Raw genomic sequence first — 25,119 nt, forward strand, 5'->3', positions numbered from 1 at the left:
CGTTTCTGTGGTGGGGGCGTTCGCTTTCACTTGGTCAGCACTGGTTCCTTTTTGCTAGTGAAAGCACCTGCCTGTCTTAACGCTGCACTAGGACTGGGATGAGCGAAGAATTCTTCTACAGCTTTGGTCAAACCAGCCGCAACAGCCGGATCGTGACAAGCGTAGACATAGATGGGCTGTTGAACCCCATTAACCAATCGCGTTTCTTGGCGATCGCCCAAGTGTGGGTAGAATGTTCTCACCCATGTGCCCAGGTGTCCGCGATAATGGGAGCCTTTAGTGGGAACTGTCTTGCCGAGTTCGCTCTCTGCAAAATTGACCACGCCAAGCCAGCGTTCTTCTGTGGCGGTTAGCAATTTCCTATTATGTTCAGCCAGAAGATTCCCGGCATAGTCTTTAAATTGTTGTTCCATGTACGGGTTGAGTCTGCCACCAGTTAACTCAGCCAAAGTCTTCATTGCCAAGACAAGAATATGCAATCGCTGTTCGACTGGGGGGAGAGTTGGTGTGGAGGGTTGTTCTTCTGGTTGAGTAGCAGGTTTTGTCCAGCCCATAATGTCTTGCATCCAGGCGCGAACACCAATCCGGTTAAAAGCTTTGCATACAAGTCTGGCTTGCTGTTTGCAGTGCCGCCCAGCATCAAAAGCGTAATATTCAATAACGGCAGCAACACCCATATCAGGTATTCCCTCATTCCAGGTTTCCAGTGCCGCAGGGCTAAATCCTTGTTGTATAAGGCTTTGGGCTAATGCAGAGGGTTGAAGTGCCGCACTTAGTAACGCACGACGAAGCGAAGAATCTTGTACATCTGCCAGCCTTGCAGTTGCCCGAATACTGGCTTTACCTTGTCCATTAGAGTCAACAGTGATCTCTTGCTTTATCTGGTCGATGATTTCGGCTACTTCGATTTGTGACATAACTTTAGTTGGGTGATAGTTTTTCGTTGTTGATTAGAGAGAATTAGACATCTACCCGCACCAAACTTTTCTCACCAACCAGTGAGAAACGATTCGATATAGTCGGTGTCTTAATTAACGTTGGTGACATCAACTCAACAAGGTAAAACCAAGAATTATTCACCAGCCCAACCCCTAGAATCAGCCGTTGCTTTGTTCCTTTATCGTGAGAACAGAGCATTACCCTTTCGCCCAGAACGAAGGCAGGTTTTTGCACTTTGATGGCTTCTAATTCTCCCGTCCCGATGATTTGGTTTTGTGTAGCGTGGAGTATTTCTTTACCGCAATCAATTGAATAAATCCAACATTCGTGTTTCCATTGCATCCCGCAGCAATAACCAAATCTCCTCGTAGTTCGTAGGAAAACTCTCTCCAGTAAATTAACTGCAATGGGTGGAATTGTTCCGCGCCAAGGTGGAGAAAGATACCAACTTGTTTGAAGTGCGTTAATATTATCAATCATGATTTTCTTCCCTGGGATTAATAACCTAAAAATCTTCGGCAATGTTTGGAGAATAACGCCCAAAAAATACCTAAAAGTGAGCAGCAATTTTCATTACTGCCCACACGAGGCTTTACGCTGTGACTAATTCTTGAAGTTGCGATCGCACTTCATAGTTGAAAAGCTGCTGTAATTCCTCAGCAGTAAGTTGCTCTAAGGGTCGGGATTGCAAGTATTTGTGAATTGGTTCAGCCAGCGATGTATCCACCATCGACAATGAGTGCAGAGCATCAAACATGGAGTTAGAATACTGCTGCTGAACTGAATAACGCCTCTTCACCCACCAGTTACTAAGTAATTCGCAATTGTGAACGTAATTAGTAATTGAATCATTACAGGTGCAAAGCTTCCTGTTTTTAGGCATGGCGTGTAATTGCGAATTGTTGTAGTTCTGGCACTCGTTGAAGATATGCGCCATGATTTGGTTTTTGGTAGAAGAGGAAACTTGCGGGGCAGAGGCGCAGAGGGGCAGAGGAGAAAGCTGTTGTAGGTTTTTCCCCTCTGCACCCCTGCTCTCTTGCACAAGAGCTTCTACTAGCAGTGTGCCGTCTTTGTAGTGAGTGCAGATGAAGCGATCGCAACGCATTAGAGTGTTGGCACGAAATACTTCTTTGTCGTTGACTATGACTACCCAGGGTTGCGTTAAGTGGTCGTCGTCATGGCTGATGCTGGCTACCAGTTTGTCATCAGCGTAATATTCGTGATGATCAAACGAGATTTCGACTATTGTGAAGGGTTCGGGAGCTACAACTTGAGCTTGGTCGGCTATGTAGTTGTCGAGTTCGGCTTGGGCGAGGGCTTGGTTGTCGGGGGCAGCAGGGGTGAGTTTCTGAATCTTGCTGGCTTGGTAATTAGCGATCGCACTAATCCAAGAATCCTTGCAGCGTTTGTCGCTTACTTCGACTGTGCAGGCGATTTCGCTGTAGATTTGCTTGAGCCGCGCAATGGATTTCAGTTGCAGCTGTTGTTGGCTGTAGATGATATAAGTCATAATTAAAATTCCCTGTACGAATGTATGGGTTTTTCAAAAGGCGATCGCTTCCAAAGTTTCCGAGGCTAAGGGCGGTTGCCTTTTGTGATAGTTATATTATGCTATTCTGCTAACTGATTGTCAATATACTGATTAGCAGTTATTCTGTTAATTGATAGCCTGTATGTTGATTAGCTGTTATTCTGTAATCAGATAAGCGTTAATGGAGGTTAATCATTAAAAACGTGTTAGCAGTTTGGATGGAAGCATATATTGATATTTCGCAATGGTGGCCCAAAACAGAAGATGGTAGCCTCTTGTCTGTCTACGCAGTTCATAGGCAGTTTGAGGGTAGCCCGAATGAAGTCACTAGACATACCTTGACTGTCGCCCGTGATGGCAGGCTTAAAAAAGCGGATATCGATAATTTGGTAAAACTAGCAAGGATTTGCTCTGTGCTGTCTGGAGAATTAGTAACTGTCAATGATATTGTGAAAATTCAAGAGGACTCGTGAAGATGATAATGCTCCACCGAGTTCAATCCCAGAGCATTATTGCCATAACTCACCACATACTTAATCTATTTGTCATTGATTTTGAGCAAATACTATTGAATTAAAGGGGTGGAATGATGGCTAAACCATCTTCTAGGCGTAAAAAAGCCACCTCTGCCGCAGAGATAAATTCAAAATCACTTAGTAACTCTGCAAATGAAGATATCTCTGTTGAGGAAAATCCAGCTACAGCAACAATTACGGTTAGTGCTGTTGAAATAGAGGAATTGACAGAGGAAGAACAACGCGATCGCTTACACTTGGAAAGAAAAGTGGAGAAAGCGGTTTTTGAAGCAGGGAAGGCGCTGATGGAATTGCGCGATCGTAGGCTTTACCGTTCCACCCACAGCACTTTTGAGGAGTATTGCAAAGACAGGTTTGGATTTCAACGTCGTCATCCTTACAGATTAATCGAAGCTTCGGCTGTGTTTGATAATCTGATGAAGATGTGTCCCAATGGGACACAAACTGAAACTGAATCAAGCGATGCGGAAATTTATTCCAGTGGGACACAAACTGAAAATGAGGAAATGTGTCCCAATGGGACACAAATTTTGCCCACGAGTGAACGTCAGGTTAGACCGATAACAAAACTGGAACCTCAACAGCAATGGGAAGTATGGCAACGGGCAGTGGAAGAAGCTGGAGGTAAAGTACCATCTGCTAGAGTTGTAGGCGATGTAGTACAACGGATCATGGAACGTACTAAAGCGCCAAATCCTTACCGTGTTGGGGAAGTCTGCCTCCTTATTGCCAAAGATAATCCTGATTTACGAGGAAAAGGCGGATGTTGGGGGATAGTCAACCATGTAGGCGAATTTAGTTGCACAGTCACAATGTGGGATGGGGAGTACACTGTCAGAATTGACCACCTAAAGCCACTGAACTACCTGGAATCGGAATGTCAGCAGATGCAGCAGATTAGCGATCGCATCAGTAGATTACGGGAAAATGAAAACTTGGAAGAGGCAGCCCGTGCTGTGCTGAAGCATCTAGGGGAACTGAAGCGACCGTATTTGACGGAGGTGGAGGAGAAGTTGTTGAGTGTGATTGAGCGAGAATACGGGATTAGCCCTCTTCTGTAACTTTGAGAGAGTCCAATCGCTGAAAGCCTTTGGGAGTTTTAATTTCCAGGTTTAGCTACGAATTTTAGTTACTATTAAAAAATAAAACCTCAAAGCTTGACTAAATAAAACTTTCAGAATCTTGTTTCAATTATTATTTTCCGAGAGTTACATAACAAGGTTAAGGAATACAACCCACAAGTTTAGTGATTAACGCCTTAGGCCATCAAAGGTTTGAGCAGAAAAGGATTTGCCCATTGCATAATTCAGAGCTGGTGTGATCAACGCCTTACGGCATCAAAGGTTTGGGCAGCTCACTTGGCAAAAAACTACAAAGGCAAGCACTCCTGTGATCAACGCCTTACGGCATCAAAGGTTTGGGCAGAAGATGGACAACTACAAACCTCTGGCGGGGGCGGTGGTGGTGATCAACGCCTTACGGCATCAAAGGTTTGGGCAGTCTTGGGTGTTTCCGGTCTATCGCTTACTCCAAACGTGATCAACGCCTTACGGCATCAAAGGTTTGGGCAGATTGGTACGCCACCAAGTTGTTTGAGTCCGTGTAGGTGGTGATCAACGCCTTACGGCATCAAAGGTTTGGGCAGATTACCCAGTGCTTTAGATATATCTGGTGATGAACTGTGATCAACGCCTTACGGCATCAAAGGTTTGGGCAGGAATCCATTAACTAAAGCTGCATTTGGCTTTGTTAGCAGTGATCAACGCCTTACGGCATCAAAGGTTTGGGCAGGAATTGAGCGAATCTCTACACCCTTGCGTTGAGTACGTGATCAACGCCTTACGGCATCAAAGGTTTGGGCAGTTGTGCCCATAACTGCCACGCGCCCTCCACTGATTGTGATCAACGCCTTACGGCATCAAAGGTTTGGGCAGATCGCCTGATACTTTACAGAAAATCTGCACCTTCTGTGATCAACGCCTTACGGCATCAAAGGTTTGGGCAGGGCGTGTGCTGAAACGTATATCAGAAAACGTCTGAGATTCAATTTTGCAAGCACCTCACCTCAGAGATTAACAGAGTAACAAAAATATGAGATAAATGTCACTTCTAACGATAGTCAGCAAATTTAAAACCCTTATCCTGCCGAGCTTATAAGCCCTTGCCCAAAAATGCAAGCATCTCCCCCTCGCCCAAAAAGCTTAAAAATCAAATGCAGTAAGAGTTTCGAGATTGCCTAATTACGTTTTAGCTTTAACAGCCTCAGATCCATGCATTATAAAATTCGGTAGGCTTTATGTTGAGATGACCAAGCATCTGGACGATTATATGAGGGGATGCTAACAACGCACTGATTTGAAAGACGAATTAGAAGCAGACTATCTTCTGGAGCCAATATTTTTTCCAGTTGCCAACGCAATTTTTCGCGTGAGCGCATAGTCAGCCAAGAGCGGAAAATAGAGTATTGCATCCTTTCGCCATAGCCTTGAAGTAAGTTGTAAGCTTTGCGCCAACGTTTAGGTGAGCGAATGTCGTAACAGATAAGGTAACAATTTTTCTGTTCTGCCATTTTAATACCTCAACGCAGTACCAAATGACCGAACAAACCACCCTCACCAGACCATTCTTTTTCTAACAGACGCACCTCTAGTTCAAATAAACGGCGGTAGGTAAGAGAATAACCCGTAGCAGGGTGTTTCCAGGTTTCCTGTTTCCGATTTTCATACAATTCCACAAACTTGCGTCGTCCAGCTTCACTTAGCCAAACCTGCGCTCCTCGAATCTCAAAATCTGCTTTGGTATCCCATTGACCTCGATTCACTGAAGCCGTCACAATCATATCTACCAAAGGGACTCTAAATATTTCTAGTAAATCTAATGCTAGGGGTGCAGCTTGCGATCGCGGCTGATGATAAAAACCCAAAGCAGGTTCTAACCCAACAGTTAAAATCGCGTTCATGACATCTTTGAGTAGCAAGGCATAACCAAAGCCCAGCATTGCATTGAATCGGTCTAGTGGTGGACGGCGATTTCTACCAGCAAAATGTAATTCACTTGCTACTTCTTGCGAAATCAAATCAGGTAAAGCACTGAAATATAAAGCAGCCAGATTTCCCTCGAATCCTAAAAGCGACTCTAGAGATTTCGCTTGCGGAACCTGTTTGAGAACAGCTTTCATTTGTGCGATCACTTTCTCTAATTTATCTGTCTTGGTTTTCCCCCTTGCACCTCTCATTAAAAATTTGCGCTGTCCTTGACCACGACAAATTACCAGCTTATGGGCTAATTCTAGACAAGCACCAGGATTGCTCAGTGCTGCATACTGACGAATGCGCCGTTGAATACTGCCTTGGCGACTATCAAAACTACCAAGGTAGCGTCCACCACCAGAAATAAAATGTACCCCAATGTCTTGATCAGCACAAAAGTGTAAGGCTTGGGTAGAAATTTGTGAGAAACTGTGTAAAACAAGTTGTGCTACTTGACGAGCCGGAACCGTCTCAACAGGTTGGTTGCGACGGGTGATTTTGATTTGTTCTCCAGTTCTGCCAACAGCTGTTCCAGGTTCTAAAATGTGAATTACTTGCCGTTCCTCATCTTCAGGAAATAAGCGAATTGGCTGCCACTCCCGGTTATGGGCAAGTCTGGCTTCTTCTGGTAAACAGACTGGAGCCAAAGAACAACGGGCGCATAATCGCTCGTTATCAATTACAGGTGGTCGGTAGGTAGATTGTCTTAGAATGCGTGCTTGTTGAATTGCTTCACGAACAGATGCTCGTCCTGCATCATCCACTGGTATGTGAACCAGTACATTATCAGCATGGTAGCGAATGCGCCCTTCTTTAACTGTAATTCCGAAGGCGGATTCTAACAGATAAGCATAAGCAAGGATTTGTAGGCGATCGCTCTCCCAGGCTTGAGGTTGCTTGTTCTCGTCTCGGTGACAGCGACCGCGTTTGTGTTCGTAGGGGATCGTTTGCCCGTCACGGGTGCGAAGGGTATCCAGGCGACCGCGTAATCCTAATTCTTCGCTTTCAAGAAACAGTTCTTCCCACTCCTCGTCTTCTTGCTTTTCGAGTTCGGCGTGCAGTCTGCGTCCAGCAAATACGGCTGCATCTTGGGTGTAAAGTTCTTCGACTTCTTCAAGGTAGAACAGGCGGGGACAATAGGCGAGGGCGTGGAGTGCAGAGACACGAATGGTTTCTGGTTTACTGGTAATTTCAAGATGTTCAATTGTTTGCATAGTAGATGAGCGTAAGGTTGTTTTTGTGAGTTAAGCGCCTTACGACATCAGAGGTAGAAATCAATTCAAATTTTTCAGATTCTTAAGCTGTTTGAATTATTGTCCAAGCAGGCTCAGGAGGAAGAGAAAACTCAGAAGATTTAAGCATTGAGTATCTTTGCCAACGAGTACCTTTTGAGCCAAGATGATCCACCCAGTAAGGTAATGTTAGTAATCCATCCTCATTCTTTACTAACCATTGCAGTGATTCAGCATGGTAATTTTTAGGTAACAGGTGAACGGAATTAACTAAATCTCGACTTTCTCCTAAACAAAGTCCTCCAAAACGCTCAATAGTAACCGGGTTGTCAAAGGCCATCTGTAAGCGTTGTGGTAGTGTTGGTTTTGAACTGTCTTCTCCAACATCTATCCAAACAATAAATCTAATATCAGTTAGTAGTTCCTGATAATCTGGTCTAGCATTACTGGGATCGTGGATATCTTTCTTCTTAAAACGTCGGAATGTACGAATGACAGTAGATTTTTGAGGTTGGGAAACCATCGCAATCGCTAAACGAGTTCCACAGTGCTTGTACCTGTTCATCTCCCCAACTATTGAAAGCAACATTCCATAGACTGTAGATGGTGGAGGAACTGGATAAGTTTGGGCGTATTCTCTTGCACGAGATTGACGAAAACTAGCAATGGGAATTTCTACTTCTAAAGCTAATATTTTCTCAGAAATTACCGTCATCGAATTAACTCCAGTTGAGGTAATTGTAAATCTCTAGAGATAACCTGTTTCATGCTTTGTACAGCTAATTTGATTCCTGGGAAAATATTTACGCCTAATTCTTCTAACTCTTTTACTTCTTCAGCTTCCGTAATTGCACCTGCTATCCATAACTCCTGTGGTTCAATATCTTGATTTTTGACTTTCCTGAGTAATTCCCTAATTGATATTTCTCCCTCTTCCTCCTCAAAGCAGTAGAGAATTCGAGGTGAAAAATCATGAGTCCACCGTAAAACTAAATTTTCAGGAGAAAAATCGTAGAGAAATCGAGAATGATTACCTGCTACTTCTCCAAGAGAACTCAATCCATCTAAAACTGCAATTACACGAGATTTATCTTTCAAACGTTCTGGAGTTAGGGCAAATCCATATTGATAACGAGTAGCATGAAGCTCAGTACCATAAAGTGAAGTCCGTCCTTTCTTCCCACTTGCAGAGTTGAAAGTCAAATCACCACTAAAAGGTGTTGTAGAAACAGCACGAGTTACTTCTAACACTCCTCGTTTAGCAGTTGTTGTACCTTTGGGAGCTTTTTTGCCTTTTTGTTTAGGTTCATCAGAAGCTTCAACTTTTGCACCTTCTGCACGCATGAAACCTAATACGTCATCATCAATATAAATGGTGTCGTCAAAGTTTTCATTTTGCCAAGTGTTATCGTTTATATCATCATCCCATCGGCGATTGACTTGATAATTGTCACTAGCAGTTTGCCAGTAATAGCGCAATGCCCAACGAATGGCTTCTGATGAAACTGTTGTATGTACTTCTCCCTTCCACAGAATTTTTTGTAGGGTAGTAATATTACCTTCATTTTCCCCACGGTTATTAGCGGCAGTACCATAACCAGTTAAGACATTTCCGAATAAATGGAATGACATTATAAATCTCCTAAGCAATTACAAACATTTTCAAAATTTAAATTACTCAAAATTTCAAATACCAATATCGATTAAATTTTCGTCATCTAAGTTATTTTTATCAGTATCACCTTCCTCATTATTAACACCTTTACCTTTATAGCTAGCTAATGCCAGCAAAGCTAAATCTCTAGATTTTTTCCAGTTTTTCTCATTCATCACAAAATCCATCAATTCTTCCCAATGTTCTTGTAGAGTAGGAATTTTCCCGGCTCGTGACCAAAAATCAGTAATAAATTCTCGAAATGTATCGGAATTTTTGCATCTACCTAATCCAGTTCTAATGCGTATTGTTTCTCTGTCAAAATTAGGAACTTCTTTTCGTTTATTTGCTTGTTCAGAAATCTGCCCGTAAATAAACTTAATTGCTTCATGGCAAGCTTTCACAAATAGCTTTTCGCGTTCATTTGATTTAACTTTTTGGATCACTTGATATAGCCCTCCTCTTTCATAAGCTAATTGTTTAAATAGTTCGTTACTATTTACCTTTTCTGAAATACCAGAATACCAAGGTTGATTTCTGGCTAAGTTTTCAGCAATTAATTCTTTAGCGAAGCTAGTTACTACAAAACCACCATTTTTACCTTCTATAGATTTATCTTTTAACCAATTATCACAAATCTGATAATTTTGGCATACTTCTTGGTTGGCTTCGACCACATACATATCAGTTCTAGTTTTTTGTTGGGTAGACCAAGCAACAGTTCCCAAAGTTAAAACTTGGCAGCGCGGTACACTAAAACTTTTAGTAACATTTATTGTTGTTTCTAAAGTTAAAAATCTTAGTCCTGCGTCACCCAAACTAGAAGCATGAAAATCTTTGTAAGTGGCATATCTCAAATTTGGGTTTTGACGGTACTGCCCATATTGTTCTAAATCTGTGATTTCTGGAACAACTAGTGCATATTGCGCGCGTTTATTTCGTAACTTAGAGCGAAGAATATAGTAATAACAAGCGACTGGAGCAAATAATAAGACAAACGCATTTTCTGGCGGCTCTTCAAAACTTGTGTCAGAACTAAAAGCAACATGACGTACCACCGCACCGGGACTTAACCATCCAGCAACACTGATAGCTTGGGTTAGTAATTGTCCGTTTTTATCACAAAGGTTACTAGCAAAATTTTGATAAGCATAGCTTTGTAAGGCTTTATATGTAACCTGAATCTCTTTCTCTCCTTCCCCTAATGATAGAGTTTCGCTTTTAGTTCCGCTTGATTTATGGGTGCTGGTATGCTGTAAAAAAGTGCCGAGAATTCCCTGGTGTACAATTACCTGAGCATCTTTACGCATAGTCTGCGAATCTAAGCCCCGAAGAGAAATAAGTCCATCATTGATTTGAAATGATTCTTGTAATAACCATTCCAAAACTGCTTTATCGCTTCCTTCCCAATTTAAAATGATTTTTCTGTTATCACGTTTCCAATTTAAACCCTGCGGGAGAGAAACGTTTTCTGTCTCTAATTGTTTTAAAGTCATCCATAATCCAGCTAAACCAGCACAATGCAGCAAAGTAAAGCTAGGATTGGCTAAATCAAACTCTAATTTCACTGTTCTGCCCCTACTTCTTCGTTGTAGCTAATTCTGCCAATTGGAGTAATAGGATAAAAACCTCTGCGTTCCCATTCCCAGTAGTCTGCTTCAATTCGGATAGGTACTGACCAAGCTTGTGCTTCCTGTTTGAACAATTTCATCCGAGATTCATTGATGCCTTGTTTGAGTAATTCTTGTCTGCGCTGTTCGGCAATATGCCAGATTGTTATCTCATCCTCACCCAATAACACAGTAATTGTGTATCCACCTTCACGTAGGAAATCTGGACGATTACACCAGTTATCCTCTAGCCAACTCGATCTAATTTGCTCAACTTCCTCAAAATTGAGACGGGCTGCAACTTGTGCTAAATCACGCTGAGAAATACCTACCTTGCCAGAAAATTCTTGAATTAGTTGCTCACCTGTAGAAAGCTCTGTTTTATTATATGGTTGCTTATTATCCCAAGGGTAAACAATTGCCAGTCTAGTTCCTTGCTCTTGCCTAATCATCCTGCGGTTCAATCTTCCTAAACGTTGAATTAGAGATGCTGCGGGAGCTATTGCAGATATCAGTAAATCAGCACTTAAATCTAAAGACATTTCGCATACTTGCGTAGTAATAGCTAAAACTGGTTGATCTTCCTGAAAAGCTTCAATTACAACTTGATGCTTTTTGAGTCTATCTTTGTATCGATAACGGCTGTGATAAATTAAAGGTTGAATGTCTAACCCTGGTAAATTTTCAGCAAGCTTAATTTTTGCTGTACGATAAATTTCAATGCAAGTTCTTACAGAGTTAGTTACCCATAATACTTTCTGCTTCTTTTTCAGTGATTCTATTACAGGTTGCCAGATTTGATTGAGTTCATTAAAGTCAGCTACTTGAGGAATATATTTAATTTCGTAACGTTTAAGTTCTTCTAGTTCCTTTGGCCCTTCGATAGGTTCGTCTAATTCTTCACCTTGTTCTTTTAGTACTTGATGAATAGCTTGTAACTGTTGGGGAGTGAAGCTGGCACTCATTAAAAGAATAGGCGCACCACGAAACGCCTTGATAAATTTTAACAATGCACCAAACAGGCGTGGATCGTATGCATGGACTTCATCAAATACAAAGGCTGCTTGAGCGAGCGCTGCCCAAGAGTAAAGCGGTTTTCGATTGTTTTGAATTAAGCCTAGAACAGAATCAACAGTACAGATAATTAGTTTCTTGCGCCATGCTTGAAAAGCCATCAATCGTGCATTAATTCCCTCAGAATCATCTGATTCTCCAGAAAATAGTAACTCCCGATCCAGGTCAGCCCGTGAGTGCATTAAAGCTGCTTCAATTTCTGTACCATCTGCGTAGTCAATATATCCTTGAGAAGCTGTACCTGTAGTCGGATAGGAAAAAAATAGTTTACGTCCTACAGCCCATTTTTCTCCCCAAGCAAATGCAGCAATCGTTTTTCCTGTTCCACAACCTGCTTTAACAACTGTCACTCGACGATGTGACTTAGCAACTAACTCTTGAAATGGACGTAGTTTTTTACCTTTTAGCCGTTGGTTTAGTAATTTTTCAATGTCTTGTTTTGAAACTTGCAATGATAATACTTGTTCAATCCATATCTTAAAATCTTCTTCAGCCAAAGGTAATGCTGAACCAGCTAAATCTGCTGCAATGACTGTTGCTTTTACCGCAGCAACAAATTTTTGTTGCTCCCAATCTAGCTGTGATTCAAACTGAATAAATTCGTTACGAAGATTTATTAAAGCTTGTTGTAGTTGTGATTTCGTCCAAATTTCTGGCGGAGCTTCTGGTAAATTTTTGGGTAATCGTAATTCTTGATAGCCTATTTTCAAGATTGCTTGGAAATCAGAATGATCAGTATAGATTCTCAATTCATCTCCAATACCTGAAGGGATTTCAGCTATAAATTCCGCAGCTTGATTATTTTGATTTACCCCTATTTTGAGATGGTGTCCTATTGCTGCCCAAATAGCAATCATCAAATTGGCATTTTGGCATTGTTCCAACCATCCTCTAAAAGTAGCTACTTGCAATGCTAAGATACCGCTAATAACTTCATGACGCAGCATTTGTCTATCTAAATGCTTTTTTGAGGTTTTCAACAAATCTTGGCGATATTTAAGAATTTTTGGATCTGATGATTTAGAATCAAGCGTTTTTAGATAAACCATCTCCTGAAAATGCTGATTTGCTTTACCCCAATCATGCAAATATGCACCTAATCTCACTGTGGTTGCAAAGTAATTTAAATCAACATGGCTTATTCCTAGTTGTTGGAGAATAGATAACCCTAATTTATCTACTAAGACATTAGCTGCTTGCATTACAAAGCTAATATGTCCTGTATATGTGGCAGCACCCTTGGCTCTAGCATCATTCTGCTCCTGAGATGATAAAGATTTTGCTAATAACCTCTTAAACATTCTTACCTCTTTTGTAAGGTAAGAAATATCCACAGCCAAGATGTCTTTTGCCGCCAAGTCCCCACTGTTGCAACTTCAAAGAATCCTTATCGCTTAATTCCGAAATTTCAGTTGTAAAACCAACAATGGTATATCGTTTAACTTTAAGCGTTTTCCGACTAAGTTCACCTTTTTTATTTAGTGGAATAGAAAGTTTACCTGAAATTTCTAAATTATCAAGCTGACGTTGTGCTGCATCTAAAAAAGACTCTGGCTCTTTATATCCCTTAATAACTACAATTCTAGACCTCAGCGTCTTTGCTGATTTGAGCGTAAAGATTTCTGGAATACCAATTTGAATCTCATGTATTCCTAATCGAATACTCTTTCCTGCTAATTTATAAATCAAAGATAATTGCGTAATTGGTACACGAATTCTTAAGCAAGATTGGTCAGTCAGAAGGATTTTACCTTGTTTATCTGCAAAACCAGGAATTGTCAGAATGCTAAGTGCAGTTTGCTGACGTATTTCTGGAACGATGTGAACGCAGGCTGCAAACAGAGCATAATTATGATCCGCAGGTAGATATTTACCTCGAACTGGAAAGCAAAGCTCAATACACGGCTCAAGTTCATTATCTGCATCTTGAAATGCAGAGAAACCAACAGATGCAATCATTTTAGGTATCTCCCTAAAAAACAAAATTTTAAATACTTAAAATGTTCAAAACCTTACGGCATCTGAGGTAGTAATTAAAAACTAGCAGCACATACTGCTTCAAGCTGGCACTAAACTCTGTTTCACAGTCAAGTTTTGTCAACTTACCTTAAAATCTTGAAACATCAGAATAAACAATAAATAACAGATATCTAACCCTGTGTCAATATATTTACCAAGATGTTCAACGCCTAATGGCATCAAAGGTTTGAAGCAAACAGGGTTATATTAGTCCCCGTTGCTGTACAACAAATAAAGGCGTTAAACCTTTAAATCGTGAAATTGCTCAACACTTTACAGCATCAAAGGTTCAATTACTAAAATAGGTTAACCTATTATGTCAACCTAGTAAATGTGATCAACGCCTACTGGCATCAAAGGTTCGGTCATAATCCCGAAAAGAAGGGGATTGAAATTCATTTCCGTGATCAACGCCTACTGGCATCAAAGGTTCGGTCATTAATTTGAGCCTTACAAAGAATTCCGGTAATAGCTCGTGATCAACGCCTACTGGCATCAAAGGTTCGGTCATACCAGTACCCAAGGAACCAAAAGCGCCAGGGGTAAAGTGATCAACGCCTACTGGCATCAAAGGTTCGGTCATAGGAAAACAAAAAGTCAAAAAACATATTACTTTGGTGATCAACGCCTACTGGCATCAAAGGTTCGGTCATAGCGAACGCTGAAACGCACAGTATAAAAGCTTCCAAATTCGATATTACAAGCACCTGCCTTGATTAAGCAATAGAATAGCTAATATTTACCGCAAATCGTATTCTTACTAAATGTAAATAAAATTGAAATCCTTGTATGAACAGGCTTCCAAACCATTAAAGGAAAATGCAAGCACCTATAACAGGCGTAAAAAGCTTGAAAAGCAAGCTCCATAATGGTTTCATCCTTGTGTGTTTCTATTTCGAGGTTCACACTCAGAGATCCATGTCAAATTGTATATGTTCAGTAAATGCTTGGTAAGAAATGGGCTTGCAAGTGATATTTGAGCAAGAGCTTTAGTCAAGCTTGTGCAAAGCCGCAGAAATCACCTGAAAAAGCGCAAACTGTAGATTAACTGTTTGACTACAAGAGATGACCTCCTGAAACTCAACTGGCTTTACCTTTAATTTAAAGTCGCCACAGTAGTAGCTGATGCATTGTTAATTTTCGTATGCTGCTTGATTATTAGTCGTTTTCCCCCTTTCGTGAAAAGAGAAAGTAATGGTAAAGTAAACTTCCTTTTCAAAACAAGACTTCAGGTTGATTTATGAACAAAGGCGAATTAGTGGATGCTGTAGCAGCCAAAGCCAACGTCACAAAAAAGCAAGCTGATGAAATCATCAGTGCTTTTTTGTCAGTTGTTACTGAGGCTGTAGCCAATGGTGAAAAGGTAACGCTGATTGGGTTTGGCTCATTCGAGCGACGCGAACGCTCAGAACGTGAAGGGCGTAATCCGAAAACCAATGAGCCAATGACTATCCCAGCGACCCAAGTGCCTGCTTTTTCTGCTGGGAAGCAGTTTAAAGAAAAAGTAGCGCCATAGATGAATTGTTTTACCACTGGCTATCCAATCACTGTAAAGCTGTAGCGTTCGCTGTTCTCAAGGCAGGTGGGCCAACGTTAGAGGGAACGTGAGTATTGAATTGCAGATGTTACACAAGCGCGATCGCTGCATTTATTTTGGGCATTCTGAAAAGATAGCCTTTACTAAAGAAAGTCATGTTTAAAGGATTCGGCGGCCCAAAGAAAAAATTAGTGCTTGAGGACAATGAACTGACTACAGGGATTGTTCAGCATCCAGTTACGGGACTTTGGCAGACATGGATATCATTTACAGGTAATGATATTGGGTGTGTCACTGCTCATAATCAGCGAGACGATGCTAATAGAGTGGCGAAACAGATTGCTGATGCTTGGAGTGAGGGGAAATACAAAACCCAGCAAGAGGTAACAGCTTTTATCCAATCACTGCCTACTGATGCTGTCATAGACCCATTGCCCCAAAATGTTGTGATGCAATTGAGTCAACAGGCATTAAGCGCAAGGAAGTAAGAAAGTACGAACATCACGTGCTATTGAAACTGACAAATATAAACGCCTGGTTGCAGAGGTGTTTGTTAGTAATCGCAGTGTCAACGTGAGTATGGTGCAAGAAGGGCAAGCTGTGGTCTATCGTCAGTATCTCAAAGGCTGTCCAGAGTCTAGAGATAGTTTGTTGCAGGGTGAAAACACCGCCAAACAACAGCGTTTAGCATTTTGGAGTCAGTCCAATCCTGTAATGCCTTGGGACTTCCGCCACAGAGCTACCCAAAAGACAACTTCACAACCGATCCAACCGCAGCAACAGAATAACTGCGATCCCTCTTACCCAGATTTTTGCATTCCAAAGAATTCACCAGACTTAGATTGCTCAGATATTACCCAAAGAAGGTTTAGAGTCTTGCCACCTGACCATCATGGTTTTGACAGAGATGGTGATGGGATTGGGTGCGAACGGTAAAAACGAAAACAATAGTGCAATTCTCAAAATTTAGTAAAAACTAATTGAGTATAGAAGGGTTGTAGGGCGATCGTACTACTTGAGACTATGCACTCATGGATTCGGAAGTCAGCAATTATACAATAATTAATTCTGGCAAATAACTAAAGCCATACCACAGTTGAATCTATTATTTAGATTAAAACATTTTTTTAAGTGTTTTTACGGTTTTGTTATGATTTTGTATAAATGTACTGTTTAACTAACTTAAATATAGTAGTACTCAACTAAAACTTTAATAAACAAATTTAAGGGCTAAGAATAATATGGCTTACTGGCAACCAAAACCCAAAATAATTAAACAAAAATTCCCAAATCAGCATATTTCTCTTTACCGAGGTTTTGCTGAATTGATTAATGGTGAGCAAATTATTGAAGGCAAAGTCTTTATTAACATATCTTGGTATCCTTCACCTAATATAAATTTTAAGTTCATATATTTATGTGAAGATATGTTTGATATGGATAATCAAGATGAGCTTGAATTAAAATTAACTGAGCTAGTTCCGCAATATCGTATAAAGATACATATTTCAAATAGTACACAATGGGGAAATAATAAGAATAAGCTTTTAGGACATTTAAGAGAGCCTTGTATTCAAGGAAGAACAGATAACTTAGCATCGGTAGTTTTTCATGTCCCTAATTTTTGGTGGTTTAATATTTGTAATATATTTAACCATGAAGATGAGGAAGATGAATTTGTTGCGAGGGAAGGTTGGTTGGACTTTGATGGTCAGTTTATATTTGACTATGGTAATTGGCACATAGTTCTAGCAAGCTTGGATAACTGCTTTGATATAGAGGAATTATTGAAATCAGAAGGTGGCTACGGAATTACTCATATATGCAAAATAGAACATATAGATAATACTCCATTCACTTTGGATGAGGCTTATAATATAATTCAAGCATTTATTTATTATTTATCATTTGCCAGAGGTATTTGGATAACACCTCTTTTAGTATCAGGTTTTGATAGTGAAGGTAATCAAGTATTAGAAGAATGGCGTAATCCCATAATTGAAGCTAATTCATGGCAAGACGGTTGTAGTTGGGCTAATAATGATTCTACAGAAATTGTTGCTGCATTCGCTGGTTTTATGGAAAAATGGGAAGACCCAGTATGGAGAAATGTTATTCAAAATGCAATTCAGTGGTACATAGAAAGCCTAAAGCATTTCAATGGATACAATACTTCTATTATTTTAATGCAATCTGCCCTAGAGAAAATAGCTTGGACATTTTTGAAAATTAATGAGTATGTTAATTCTGATGCTTTTAATGGACTAAAAGCTTATGGACAAATTAAACTTTTACTAAAAATTCTTGCAATTCCTTTAGAGCCTATAGAAGAATATCCAGAAATCAACAAGAAAGCAAAAGAATTTAATTGGAAAGACACTGTAGCAGCTATTACCGAAGCGAGAAATGGTATTATTCATCCTCCAATTAAGCCAAGTAAATCGCAGATTGCCTCCGAAGCATTGATGCAAGAAGTTTTTCAAATTAGTAATGCATATTTGCTAAATAGCTTACTGAAATTATTTGATTTTCCTTATATATAAAAATCAAACATAAATTACCCCACGCACGCAACCCACTCGCACCTAACAGGGTTACACCCATCCCCAAAATCAACCTACACCTGCCACTGACCCCGAATACCCGTTCCAAAAAGGCTCTCCATCAGCAACCCCAACGGCCTCCCCAATTTTAGAAATGAGGTTTTGGTAGAACTGACCAGCACCTTCTACCCCCTGGCGCAATCTCAGCTTTAATCCATGCTAGCCCCCAACAGCCTCATCTGATCTTTGGGGAGTTTTAGGAGGTTAGTGATTGGTGGTGTTAAACCTATATTACTTGTACCGGACACAGCATCAGATTGAGAAGCATCCCGGCTCAACCATTTCTCGAAGATACAATTCCGCTCATCATCAGGTTTAATAAACTGGTAAACCCATTTCCGTTTACCCCTCGGCCCCAGCCGACCAACATAAGACAAGCTTAAATCGATTTTTTCGAGTAACTTCTGTGCGATCGCAATTGGCACAAACTGAAATCATCACATTGCACCTGGGCAAGCGATCGCTTTTACTTTTGTCGTGCTTCAAACTAAGTTAGTGAAAGGTATTACTCTTTATCACTAACTAAGTTATTGTATTATGGCTGAGAAGTCAAGTGGCGATAATAGAAAAGATTACATAGAAGAAGAACTATTAATTATGTCAAAAACTCTTATCGCTAGCGTCTGGTGGACTAAAGAGATGGGAGAGCGATTAAAAATACTTAGAGGTGAAGAGTCAATGGCTTCGCTGGCTAAACGGGCTGGCTGTTCTTACCAGTCAATACAGCACTTGGAGCGCGGAGAATATACAGTTGATGAACGTAAAGGACTCAAACCTACTGTTTCTTGGGAAAAGCTAGAAGCAATATGCAAGGCTCTTGATATATCTGTAGAAGATTTTTTACAAGTTCAGTTAGTGAAAAATCCTAAAAAGGTGATTCAAACTGGTTGACAATCACTAACGCCGTCAGTGATAATAAAAGTATGAAACAGGCGCTCCTCATAAAAATACAAAAAGCGCTTCTACTGAACCTTGAAAAAAACAGAACAGAACAATATCCCCAGGTAACAGATGCAGTGGATAGTCAAAGCTGCTGAAGGTAGATAAGGATTGCGGGAGTTCTTAATAAAAATTACTAACAGGATGAAGGCTAGCGAATGATGTTATTGAAACTCACCCGTCGCCTGACGCGCTGTATATCCTGCTTGGTAGCTCCGGTCACTGGCTAGGAGCAAGAGAATATTAGGCTTCGCCAATTCTAGATTGAGAGTGTTGTGGCAAGCCACAACGTCAATTAGTACACAAATCAAAAGGCGATCGCAACTGTCTGGACAACTACTGCGATCGCCAATTATCCAAAAGGAATCTTAAAATTATGCCACAAGTTGCAACAACTGTAACCCCTTGCGTCAAGGTTGAAGAATTGAGAGTAATCGAAATCAGCTTCTACGACCACGAATATTATGCTGGTAGACAACTGATAGCCACTATTACTCATGATGATGATTTAACACAACCTTGGTTAGTAATAGTGAACGATAAAGAAGTTCATCGTGCTGCTACTCTAATGCTTTGCCATCGCTTCATCTGCCAGCAGTATAAGCGAGGAACTCTGCCAGTACAGGAAGAAACCCCAGTCGCTACAACGGGGAATGAAGTTATGTGCGAAATAGCCACCCAGTGTGAACAATTCGGATTTGAGTTGTTAGATGACGGCATCTATAAGGATGAACAGAAGCTCGGTTCTATCGGTTGCGCTGATGGTTGTTGGTGGGTTATTCGGGCAACTTCAGTGCATCAGCAGAAAGTCCCGTGTGATTCTGCATTTGATGCGGTGTGGGTATTATCGATGGTAGAACTGACGCAACCATCTAGTGGGGAACTGCTGGATAAGCCGTTTGACCAACCGACGGCTAATGAATGGGAACAGCTACGGCAATATCAGCCACCCTCAGACGAGCCTCTTGATTGCGGTGGGTTCACAGACTCCGATTTTGCGCGGATAGAGGGAATGGCGGCGTAAGAAAATCAGAAGGCGTGACCGAAATCTTCATCGGTCGCGCCTACTGTTTTCTGTTTTTAGCTACGCCTCGCTCAACAGATGAGGAGATGACACAGCGATATGGCTAAAATTGTAGTAGAGGATGTCAGCAAGGAGGTTTAAATGACAGACGATGTTAGATTTGACGATATTTACCTACGCCTCAATGAACTGACACAAGATGTTACAAACTTAAAAATTCAAGCAGGAACCATTGGAACATCTCAAACTGCCATAGCTCAAACAATGACGCTGGCAACTGGTTTAGCTTCGGATATGCGGCAAGTGAAAGCAGATATTAGAGAAATGAAATCTGATCTAAGAAACTTAAACGCAGGCTTAGAAGAAGTTCTCAGGTTATTGCGTCAGAGAAACAGCCCAGAAGAATAGTTTAGTTAATACAAATTACTAAGTTTTGAGGCGCTTTTGCTAATGCAAGAGCGCTGTTTTATTGACTCTGTACTTGATAAATACATCTGAAGCTAACGGCTTCGCCAATGCAAAAGTGAAAATGCTTTTGGTACAAACAAATGAACACTCAAGAAAATGCTGAACTACTTGCTGCCCTGATGCGTCAAGAGGAACTACTCAAGCAATTAGTCGCTTCAATCAATAAGCCGAAATTAGGATTGCACAGTGAAGCTGGCAATTGCAAGATATATTGTAATCGCCAGCACGGAGGGCTATGGTACACACTAAATGGTGAACCGAGTGATATCTCTCAAACTGCGCTGACAGGATATCTTAAAGAACTGCGGTTTGAGAATACAGAACGCCGTAAAAAAGAAACCTGCAAGTTACTAATAACTATTCAAGCAGACCGGACATATATCTTAGAATCAGGTTACGATACGCATTTCTCAAAGTGCATACTTGCGGCGATCGCAACTCTGACCCCACAACAATTATATTCTCCCATCACCCTACAACCGCAGCCAGGGACAACTGACGAAAGTGTTTTGTTCTGTCGCGTATGGGTAGAGTCTGAGCTAATCATGACTAATTATAATGACCAAACTGACTGGAAAGTTACAGCACGTCAAGCAATAGATGTAGTTAAGGCAGCTTCAGAAATGGTGTTTTAGTTAGTTGTAAATAGGGCTTGAGTTAACACATTAGATCAGTTGCCCAAGCCTATCTACAGCTACATAATGCTGTACCAAAAACTCTACAGCCAGATTTAATTAGCCTGACTGTAGAGAAAAATCGATTCAACACTAAATTATGACACATTCCAACATTAATCAGATGGAAACAAATTTTATTAAAGTGTATGACGCGACACTGTTAAGCTCCTCAAAGGTCTACCAAATTAATGGTACACATTGTCGATACTTAGGCGATGCAGGTACTATCCAACATCCACAGTATTTGTTTTTACCTCTGCCAAATCAAAGAAAAAAAGTCAGCTTTCGACTAAATCGAAACAAACTCATGACCCGTTGTTATGAAGTTGAAGGCATGACTTATAACAAGCCTGTGGTACAGGATAATTCACAGCAACTTCAACTATTTTAGCCATGTCAACACACAAACCACCAGTCATTAAAAGACATATTCGGCTAAAAGATAGCTCTACAAAAGTAATCTATAGAGCTACTACAGACATTCACAAGTTGAAAAATAGCCACAAAGAAAGCTTCGCTTAATCAAGAGTGAAAAATATTGATTGAGGTGAATAATCATGGTACAAGCAATTGACAACCCTATCGCTACAAATTTTCTAACTGATGCAGTAGTAGAGCGTCACAACTTCTCACAGTTAAATAAAACCCGCATTCGCTTTCGTATTCAACTGAAGAAAAGTACAAAGTCTGCTGCTCCTAAATGGGCTGATGTCTTAAAAGCTGAAGTCTCTGAAATTGAATCAGACCTTGTGAAAGTTACAAATTCCGAAGTTGGTTTACGCGGAATTAAGGTATTTAAAAAGCTTGATGAAGCTGCTGCCCAATTGAGGCAAGAGATTGCTTCGGTTCAAGAATGGATGTCTGCTGATACTGGTGATTGGGTTTGTCCGATTGATTTGGCTCCGCTCGTTTGGAGTCAACTTCTTAATATTAGAGATAATATTGCTCCTGGCTTGCGTAATCAATTAAAAGTCGATTACGAATCAGGACTCGAAGATTATCAAGAGCGAATTGACCAGTTTTTATCGCTCCAGACTTGGAAATTATCGCTAGAGAAACAAGAAGATGTCAAAGCCAATTTGTTAAGAGCATTTCCGAATCTGACTGACCTTGAAGATTATTTGCAAGTCGTTATTGGTCGTCCGGTGATTATCCCTGCCCTATCCGAACAACTCGATCATAAACAAGCCGAATGTTTAGACCAAATCACTCGCTTCATCCAACAGTATGACCAAAATTTGGAGCAAAGGCTACGGGAATCGGCTCTAGCTGGCGGTGAACAACTCGCCGCGCAGTTGCTTGAAGAATTGAGCGACTGGGAACCAGGACGCAAGCCCGTACAGTTCAAAAGGAAAATGGAACGCCATCTGATGAAGGTTCAGGTACTACTAGCGAATGCTGACCCGGAGGCTGGCAGCAGTCTGCAACAGATGATGGCGCACATTGACTCGATTGTTAATGATCCGGCGATTGAGTCGAAGAATCTTGGTAGTGAGGGGCGCAATCAGTTGCAGCAAAAGATGCAAGAGATTCGCACCAAGCTACTAGATGAACAGCGCAATCTGCAATCACTTGCGACTAGCGACGTGGGCTTGTCGAAAGCTACCGTTAGCGCGTTTAAGTTCAGGTAAAAAACAGTCTTGGGCGAGGGTGAATTCGCTCAAGACTGATCCCAATGGATTTAATACGTAGTTTCCAGAATAACCCAAAAAGAATATCGCACCCATACTATTTCTCAAACCACTTTGAAAGCCTTGGAGCCAAAAATGTCGCATTTCTCAACAGTTAAAACCAAGCTTGTATCCCTTGAATGTCTAGTACAAGCTTTACAAGACTTGAAACTGAATCCGCAAGTTCACGAAACAGCACAGCCACTAAAAGGATACTATGGCGGTTCACAAGGACAAAGTGCTGAAATCATCGTATCTGGTCGCACCATAAAAGCCCGTGCAGACATCGGATTCAAGTGGAATCAGTCAAGCGGCGTGTACGAAGTAATACACGACAGTTATGAAACAGTTCCGAAGCTGGGCAAAGACTTTTTCAGCAATAAACTAATGCTGGCTTATGGACAACGGATGGTTCGCGCTAAAGCCGCCGAGTTACAAGAAAGGTTTGGTGAATGTGCGATCGCTGAAGAAATCAACGGGAGCGTGCAAACTCTACGCCTGACTTTTGCCGGACATCAAGAAGTTAAACAATTTGCACGGAGATAAATTATGGAACGTTCAGTTTTAATTCATTTTGATTCAGCTACAGGTGAAGTTCGAGTGGAAGCTCAAGGGTTCGAGGGAGTGAGTTGTTTATTAGCTACGCAACCATTTGAAGAAGCACTTGGAGTTGTGGAGGGCGAACGTGAATTTAAGCCGGAAGCTCAAACACAACGAATAGCAGCAAATCATCAACAATACCAGCGCCAATAATTAGTCAGTCAGTAGTCAGTTTTTAGCGATAACTGACTACTGATTTTGTCACAATGGCTTCGCCAAAATTAATTGAAGTTATCTGAAATCTGACATGAAACTCTCAAATCTGCTCTCCACGCTCGATTCACAAATCCCTATCGCTGCTGTTGATGTGCTTTCGCCTGATGAAGCAACGATTATTCAATGGCTGACTACAGAGGCATCTAGCAAGCTATCAAGTCCAGTGTTCTTCTGGAATCTGGGAGTGTCCACCCTGGAGCAATGTTTAATCGCAGCAGATGGGGGATTGGTGTTTAAGCAAGTTGCAGAGTACAAAAGACCTCCACAGGCTGACCCACTACTATTTGTATTCGACTACATTGCTAATTTTAGTGGGAATGGTGTATTTATCCTCGGAGATATTCACCCCTTTATTGCCAAAAACTCACCTCAATTGAGTTGGGAGATTTTAAGTAAGGTAAAAAACCTTTACCACAGGTTAAAACCCACAGATAAACGCATTGTGCTGTTAGGTCAGAACATACAATTACACGAATCCTTAGTCAGATTGATTCCTTATTGTGAAGTTCCTTTACCTAATATTGACCAAATACTACTTCATATCAATTCTTATTTGCATGACTTACAACAGTCAGCTATCGAACAGGAATTGACTTTCACTATTTCCTTAGAGCATGGTGAATTTGAATCTCTTTCTCGTGCAGCACTGGGTTTAACCTTAGAAGAAATCAGTGATTTTCTGCGGTTAACAGTCAAAGAAAACTTAACTAATGATGGTGTCGTTGTTGATGCTGATTTCATCCCCAAAGCCGTCGAGTACAAAACTCGGCTACTGTCTCAAATGGGTATCGAATTGGGTAAACCTGCGATAATCCGATTTGGCGGACTCGATTTGCTACGTGAGTGGCTGACTCGGCGGCGGCGGCTGTTCACACAAGAGGCGCGTGAGCTACACCTGCCTCAACCAAAAGGTGTGTTGCTTGCAGGCCCGCCCGGTACAGGTAAAACATTATTGGCTAAAAACATTGCTAACATTCTCAATTTACCACTACTCCAACTAGACATTGCATCCCTCTTGGGCAGTCTGGTAGGTGAGTCTGAGGGCAATGTCAGACGTGCTTTGAAAACTGCCGAAGCTATTGCCCCGTGCATATTGTGGGTGGACGAAATCGAGAAAGCACTTTCGGGAACTGGTGACACGAGTGGAGTCTCACAGAGGATTCTGGGCAATATCCTCACGTTTATGTCCGAATCTCAGTGTGGTGTGTTTGTCGTGGCAACTTGTAATGACCCCTCTGCGCTGCCAAGTGAACTAAAAAGGAAAGGCCGATTTGATGAAAATTTCTTCGTCGATCTGCCGACAGAACCGGAGCGAGTACAGATTTTAGGAATTCATCTGCAACGCTTTGGCATTCACCTGGAATCCGAATATCTCGAAGCGATCGCAGCTTCGACCGCGAAATTTTCCGGTGCTGAACTGGAAACTCTTGCTTCGGAAGCTGCTCTGCTGGCATTCGATGAGGATAGACCGCAGCAGGTAACACTTGCTGACCTCGAAGCCTGTCGCCAAACCATTACCCCACTTGCAATTCAGGATGCGGCGGCGGTTGAAAGAATGCAAGCATGGGCATCCACCGCACGACGAGCTAGTAGTCTTGTGGTTGCAGCGAAAACTCAGTCTTTGCATGCTGCTAAGTTTCGGAATATGAACTGATGAAAAAGCGATTGTCTCCTGATCTATGGGGCGATCGCTCTTTTAAGTTCGTAGCGATCGCGTTCAGTATATCTATCTCAGATAGGGCAATGCCCTGAAGTTAGGAA

The 25,119-nt window shown here is 41.3% G+C and carries 26 protein-coding genes and 2 CRISPR repeat arrays; of the genes, 15 read left to right on the forward strand and 11 right to left on the reverse strand.

The window, feature by feature from the left end:
* Window positions 1–26: 26 nt before the first annotated feature.
* The 3 genes from ACWATR_RS32970 to ACWATR_RS32980 form a co-directional block, all read right to left on the reverse strand.
* Entirely contained in the window at window positions 27–917 is an 891-nt protein-coding gene (locus tag ACWATR_RS32970; RefSeq protein ID WP_460342314.1) for a hypothetical protein, read from the reverse strand.
* 43 nt (window positions 918–960) lie between these two features.
* The gene (locus ACWATR_RS32975; protein WP_460342317.1) at window positions 961–1,419 is read right to left on the reverse strand and encodes a DUF1392 domain-containing protein; all 459 of its coding nucleotides are present in this window, start codon (window positions 1,417–1,419) and stop codon (window positions 961–963) included.
* 112 nt (window positions 1,420–1,531) lie between these two features.
* Window positions 1,532–2,449, reverse strand: a complete 918-nt coding sequence (locus ACWATR_RS32980; RefSeq protein ID WP_460342320.1) for a hypothetical protein — start codon at window positions 2,447–2,449, stop codon at window positions 1,532–1,534.
* 224 nt (window positions 2,450–2,673) lie between these two features.
* On the opposite strand from ACWATR_RS32980, the gene ACWATR_RS32985 reads away from it, so the two are divergent.
* Both ACWATR_RS32985 and ACWATR_RS32990 read left to right on the forward strand, forming a co-directional pair.
* Window positions 2,674–2,943: a hypothetical protein gene (locus tag ACWATR_RS32985; RefSeq protein ID WP_069070655.1), complete on the forward strand. Its 270-nt coding sequence runs from the start codon at window positions 2,674–2,676 to the stop codon at window positions 2,941–2,943.
* A gap of 116 nt (window positions 2,944–3,059) precedes the next feature.
* On the forward strand, window positions 3,060–4,067 hold the full coding sequence (locus ACWATR_RS32990; protein ID WP_460342666.1) for a hypothetical protein: 1,008 nt from the start codon (window positions 3,060–3,062) through the stop codon (window positions 4,065–4,067).
* Between the two features lie 185 nt (window positions 4,068–4,252).
* Window positions 4,253–5,011: a CRISPR direct-repeat array (repeat unit 36 nt; unit sequence GTGATCAACGCCTTACGGCATCAAAGGTTTGGGCAG).
* A gap of 270 nt (window positions 5,012–5,281) precedes the next feature.
* Here the strand turns inward: ACWATR_RS32990 and cas2 are convergent.
* The 7 genes from cas2 to cas6 all read right to left on the reverse strand — a co-directional run bounded on the left by cas2 (window position 5,282) and on the right by cas6 (window position 13,564).
* On the reverse strand, window positions 5,282–5,575 hold the full coding sequence (gene cas2, locus ACWATR_RS32995) for a CRISPR-associated endonuclease Cas2 (protein WP_460342323.1): 294 nt from the start codon (window positions 5,573–5,575) through the stop codon (window positions 5,282–5,284).
* A 9-nt stretch (window positions 5,576–5,584) separates the two neighbouring features.
* A complete protein-coding gene (gene cas1, locus ACWATR_RS33000) occupies window positions 5,585–7,249 on the reverse strand; it encodes a type I-MYXAN CRISPR-associated endonuclease Cas1 (protein ID WP_460342326.1) in 1,665 nt (554 codons plus the stop codon).
* A gap of 82 nt (window positions 7,250–7,331) precedes the next feature.
* Window positions 7,332–7,982 carry a type I-MYXAN CRISPR-associated protein Cas5/Cmx5/DevS gene (cas5, locus tag ACWATR_RS33005; RefSeq protein ID WP_460342329.1) on the reverse strand — a complete coding sequence of 217 codons (651 nt, stop codon included), beginning with the start codon at window positions 7,980–7,982 and terminating at the stop codon, window positions 7,332–7,334.
* Window positions 7,979–8,899 (reverse strand): type I-B CRISPR-associated protein Cas7/Cst2/DevR, encoded by a 921-nt coding sequence (gene cas7i / locus ACWATR_RS33010; RefSeq protein WP_460342332.1) that lies wholly within the window; start codon window positions 8,897–8,899, stop codon window positions 7,979–7,981. The genes cas5 and cas7i overlap by 4 nt, the downstream gene beginning before the upstream one ends.
* A 54-nt stretch (window positions 8,900–8,953) precedes the next feature.
* Window positions 8,954–10,489, reverse strand: coding sequence for a type I-MYXAN CRISPR-associated Cas8a1/Cmx1 (gene cas8a1, locus ACWATR_RS33015; protein ID WP_460342337.1), 1,536 nt, complete (start codon window positions 10,487–10,489; stop codon window positions 8,954–8,956).
* The gene (gene cas3 / locus ACWATR_RS33020; protein ID WP_460342340.1) at window positions 10,486–12,906 is read right to left on the reverse strand and encodes a CRISPR-associated helicase Cas3'; all 2,421 of its coding nucleotides are present in this window, start codon (window positions 12,904–12,906) and stop codon (window positions 10,486–10,488) included. The genes cas8a1 and cas3 overlap by 4 nt, the downstream gene beginning before the upstream one ends.
* Window positions 12,899–13,564 (reverse strand): type I-MYXAN CRISPR-associated protein Cas6/Cmx6, encoded by a 666-nt coding sequence (gene cas6, locus ACWATR_RS33025; protein ID WP_460342343.1) that lies wholly within the window; start codon window positions 13,562–13,564, stop codon window positions 12,899–12,901. The genes cas3 and cas6 overlap by 8 nt, the downstream gene beginning before the upstream one ends.
* 393 nt (window positions 13,565–13,957) lie before the next feature.
* A CRISPR array of direct repeats spans window positions 13,958–14,277; the repeat unit is 36 nt; unit sequence GTGATCAACGCCTACTGGCATCAAAGGTTCGGTCAT.
* A gap of 587 nt (window positions 14,278–14,864) precedes the next feature.
* Between cas6 and ACWATR_RS33030 the strand changes: the two genes are divergently transcribed.
* The 4 genes from ACWATR_RS33030 (at window position 14,865) to ACWATR_RS33045 (ending at window position 17,704) form a co-directional block, all read left to right on the forward strand.
* Window positions 14,865–15,140 carry an HU family DNA-binding protein gene (locus ACWATR_RS33030; protein WP_460342346.1) on the forward strand — a complete coding sequence of 92 codons (276 nt, stop codon included), beginning with the start codon at window positions 14,865–14,867 and terminating at the stop codon, window positions 15,138–15,140.
* A gap of 176 nt (window positions 15,141–15,316) precedes the next feature.
* Entirely contained in the window at window positions 15,317–15,649 is a 333-nt protein-coding gene (locus ACWATR_RS33035) for a hypothetical protein (RefSeq protein ID WP_460342349.1), read from the forward strand.
* A gap of 22 nt (window positions 15,650–15,671) precedes the next feature.
* Complete coding sequence (locus tag ACWATR_RS33040) at window positions 15,672–16,097, forward strand: thermonuclease family protein (RefSeq protein WP_460342669.1); 426 nt, start codon at window positions 15,672–15,674, stop codon at window positions 16,095–16,097.
* 305 nt (window positions 16,098–16,402) lie between these two features.
* Entirely contained in the window at window positions 16,403–17,704 is a 1,302-nt protein-coding gene (locus ACWATR_RS33045) for a hypothetical protein (RefSeq protein WP_460342352.1), read from the forward strand.
* Between the two features lie 209 nt (window positions 17,705–17,913).
* On the opposite strand, the gene ACWATR_RS33050 is transcribed toward ACWATR_RS33045, so the two are convergent.
* Window positions 17,914–18,189 carry a hypothetical protein gene (locus ACWATR_RS33050; RefSeq protein ID WP_460342355.1) on the reverse strand — a complete coding sequence of 92 codons (276 nt, stop codon included), beginning with the start codon at window positions 18,187–18,189 and terminating at the stop codon, window positions 17,914–17,916.
* Between the two features lie 112 nt (window positions 18,190–18,301).
* Here ACWATR_RS33050 and ACWATR_RS33055 point away from each other — a divergent pair, with 112 nt between their 5' ends.
* From ACWATR_RS33055 to ACWATR_RS33095, 9 genes are all read left to right on the forward strand, one after another.
* Window positions 18,302–18,655, forward strand: coding sequence for a helix-turn-helix transcriptional regulator (locus ACWATR_RS33055; RefSeq protein WP_194145136.1), 354 nt, complete (start codon window positions 18,302–18,304; stop codon window positions 18,653–18,655).
* Window positions 18,656–19,079: 424 nt separating this feature from the next.
* On the forward strand, window positions 19,080–19,727 hold the full coding sequence (locus tag ACWATR_RS33060) for a hypothetical protein (RefSeq protein ID WP_460342358.1): 648 nt from the start codon (window positions 19,080–19,082) through the stop codon (window positions 19,725–19,727).
* Window positions 19,728–19,868: 141 nt separating this feature from the next.
* Window positions 19,869–20,135, forward strand: a complete 267-nt coding sequence (locus ACWATR_RS33065) for a hypothetical protein (RefSeq protein WP_138506138.1) — start codon at window positions 19,869–19,871, stop codon at window positions 20,133–20,135.
* A gap of 140 nt (window positions 20,136–20,275) precedes the next feature.
* Window positions 20,276–20,830, forward strand: coding sequence for a hypothetical protein (locus ACWATR_RS33070; RefSeq protein WP_460342362.1), 555 nt, complete (start codon window positions 20,276–20,278; stop codon window positions 20,828–20,830).
* A gap of 139 nt (window positions 20,831–20,969) precedes the next feature.
* Window positions 20,970–21,263 carry a hypothetical protein gene (locus tag ACWATR_RS33075; protein WP_460342365.1) on the forward strand — a complete coding sequence of 98 codons (294 nt, stop codon included), beginning with the start codon at window positions 20,970–20,972 and terminating at the stop codon, window positions 21,261–21,263.
* Between the two features lie 166 nt (window positions 21,264–21,429).
* On the forward strand, window positions 21,430–22,503 hold the full coding sequence (locus ACWATR_RS33080; protein WP_460342368.1) for a hypothetical protein: 1,074 nt from the start codon (window positions 21,430–21,432) through the stop codon (window positions 22,501–22,503).
* Window positions 22,504–22,638: 135 nt separating this feature from the next.
* On the forward strand, window positions 22,639–23,088 hold the full coding sequence (locus ACWATR_RS33085) for a DUF1257 domain-containing protein (RefSeq protein WP_460342371.1): 450 nt from the start codon (window positions 22,639–22,641) through the stop codon (window positions 23,086–23,088).
* A gap of 3 nt (window positions 23,089–23,091) precedes the next feature.
* Window positions 23,092–23,295, forward strand: coding sequence for a DUF2997 domain-containing protein (locus ACWATR_RS33090; protein ID WP_460342373.1), 204 nt, complete (start codon window positions 23,092–23,094; stop codon window positions 23,293–23,295).
* Window positions 23,296–23,389: 94 nt separating this feature from the next.
* A complete protein-coding gene (locus ACWATR_RS33095) occupies window positions 23,390–25,012 on the forward strand; it encodes an AAA family ATPase (RefSeq protein ID WP_460342375.1) in 1,623 nt (540 codons plus the stop codon).
* Window positions 25,013–25,119 lie beyond the last annotated feature (107 nt).

Source organism: Nostoc sp. UIC 10890, assembly GCF_054786515.1.